Source organism: Streptococcus sp. HMSC077F03 (genome assembly GCF_001812375.1).
Classification (GTDB): Bacteria; Bacillota; Bacilli; order Lactobacillales; family Streptococcaceae; genus Streptococcus; species Streptococcus oralis_S.
The window spans coordinates 1-3,064 of the sequence record NZ_KV808748.1; the positions used below are offsets into that span (position 1 = coordinate 1).

The following is a 3,064-nucleotide window of genomic DNA, read 5'->3' on the forward strand; positions in this document are numbered from 1 at the left end:
AAGTTGAAGTTCAAAAACTCGAGTACTGTTACCCAAGTGTCACGAAGAGAATTACCGACGCAGATAAGAGTAATGATTTGGGAGAAATTGATGACCCGCTTGGTTTGACAAAGAAAAAAGCCTATTCTGCACAATTGTCAGACAAGGCAGAGGAGTTTACCTATACTCTTGATTACAACTTCAATAACGTAGCCTACGAATTTGAAAAGAACGTCATGTTGACAGACCCACTTGACTACCGTTTGGAAGTGGTTGAAAGTTCAGCTACTGGACCAAATGGAGAAAAATGGACCACTCGTGTAGTTAGTCAAGATGATTCAGAAGGCAACCCTCAAAGTGTCGTGGTTGCGGATGTTCCTGCTAAAGGATCCAACTATAATTACTTGGTATTGAAGAAAGCTCAAATGACCATTAAGGTTCGTTTGAAAGAACAATACCGCAATAATCAATCAAGTAAAGAATTCATGGCTCTCCTTCAGGAAAGTAATGGATTTGGTCTCCTAAACCAAGGGAACATCATGTGGAATGGTGATGACAATCAACCAAACCAAGATGCGCATGCCAAGACAGATACCAAACCAAGTACCATTCGCCGTTCAAATCCAGTTTACGTGAAACCTCCAGTTGTAACCGAAATTACGAAGAAGGTTAATGACAAAGAACATGAAGATTTGAAGGCAGAAGAGGAACTCTTTGAGTACAAGGTGACTGCTCCATGGCCAGGTATTGCGGACAACTTTACGCTGACAGATACAGTTGTTCCAGAGTTAGAAGTTCAAGCAGATAGTTTGAATGTAAAACTCGGTGGAAAAGATAACGCTGATTTGAAAGGTGCGACAACTGTTTCAGGTCAAACCGTTTCGTTGACACTAGACAAAACTAATCTTGAAAAAATCACTCGTAAAGTGAATCGCCGTAAGGTGAAAGACATTCAATATGTAGAATTAACCTTTAAGGCGAAAATCCGTAAAGGTGCTGATCTTTCTAAATACAAGAAAGATGGTCAAGTAAAAGTACCAAATACAGCGGATGTGATCTTGAACGATGTGAAACAAACCTCTAACGAAGTAACGGTTACCCCACCAAAACCAAAAGAACCAACGATTGATAAGAAAATCAATGAAAACTTGGATAGCTTCCAAACGTTTGATGGGCAACCATACAACTACAACATTACAACAGCAGTACCAAGTGATGTTGCTAATTACAAGAAATTTGTGATTCGTGATACACTGGATGCTAATTTGGAACTTGCAGGAGACGTAAGTATTAAAGGTTCTGCAGCGGCCCTCTTTGATATCCACACCAATGGTCAAGAGATTACGGCAACGGTGAAGGATGGTCAGTTTGGTGAACTTGCAAAATACTCAACTGTTGAACTAGTCATTCCTGCAAAAGTTAAAAATGGTGTGATAGGTACAACCATTGAAAACAAGGCTTCTATTTCCTTTACAAATGAGAATAATGTAGAGAAAGAAGTTGAATCGAAACCTGTCACCGTAACGCCACCTCCTGTAACGAAGAAGATCAATGAAACTCTTGATCACTTAGATATCGCGACAGGTCAAGCGTATAACTACAACATTAAGACAAAACTTCCAACCGATATTACAGATTACAAGAAATTTGTGATTACAGATACACTTGAAGGAGATTTGTCAGTTATCAATGAAACTTCAAGCAAACCAGTTATCAAAGGAGCAGCTGCAGCCTTCTTCGATGTAACAGTTGAGGGTCAAACCGTGACTGCAACGATGAAGGAGTTTGCGAACGCTACAGACCTTGCTGGTCAAGAAGTGGAATTGATTATTCCGGCTAAGATCAATGATGGAGTGACTCGTATCAACATTCCAAATACTGCGAAGTTCAGCTTCACAGATAAGAACGATCATAGCGGAGAAAAAGAAACGAAACCTGTCACCGTAACCCCTCCATCAGAACCAGGTGTTGATAAGAAAATCAACGAAACACTGACAGAGGCAACAATCGGTGCGGAAACCGACTTTGCTTATAATATCAAAGCGAAATTGCCAAATGATATTACAACGTACAAGTCCTTCGTTGTAACGGATACCTTGGATGAGAACTTGACTCCAGGTCAAGCTGAAATCAAGGGAGCTGCAGCGAAATTCTTCGATGTAACAGTTCAAGGTCAAACCGTGACTGCAACGATGAAAGATTTTGCGAATGCGGGTGACTACGGTAACCAAGAAGTAGAGCTCGTGATTCATGCCAAAGTGAAGAAAGGCTCAACTGTTCCATCTATTGAGAACAAAGCTAAGATTACTTACACCAACAAGAATGACCAACAAGGTGAGAAAGAAACCAAGCCGGTCACTGTTACACCACCACCAATCACGAAGAAGGTGAATGGTCAGGAACACGCAGATCTTGGTAAGTTATCAGAAATCTTTACGTATACGATTGACTCAACGGTTCCACATGTGGCAGATAGCTTCACCATTTCAGATGATATCGTCAAAGAATTGGCATTTGAAGGAGAAGCAACGGTCACTGTTGATGGCCAAGCTGTTCAAGACCTCACTGTAACAACAGAAGGTCAACGTTTGACGGTCACATTTGGTAAAGAGCAAGTGAAACAATATGCTGGTAAAGCTGTACAAGTTTCATTTAAGGCTAAGGTGAAGGAAGGCATTACCTTTGATGCACTCTTAGCAGCTTATCCAAATGAATCAAAAGACAAGCCGGTAGTACCAAATACTGCTAGCTACATCATTAATGATAATCCTGATTCTAAGAAAGAATCAAAACCAGTTACCGTTACACCACCACCAACCACTACTCCAGAGCTTAAGAAGGAAGTAAACGGAACAGAACGTTATGATCTTGCAAAACGTAATGAAGAGTTTACTTATACTTTGAAAACAACAATGCCTGCCAGCGCAACTGTGTTTGAGATGACAGACGAGTTGAAAGAAGTTCTAGAATTTGTTGGTGAGAATGCTTCAGCCACTGTTAAACTTGATGGTGAGGATGCAGGATCGAAGGCGACAGTGACACTTTCTGGTCAAGTCATCAAAGTTGCCTTTACAGAAGCTTCTGT

1 pseudogene is annotated in these 3,064 nt (G+C 40.8%); it reads left to right on the forward strand.

The features are described from left to right. Positions 1-3,064, forward strand: a pseudogene (padA, locus tag HMPREF2853_RS00430) (LPXTG-anchored isopeptide-forming adhesin PadA); the annotation flags it as partial.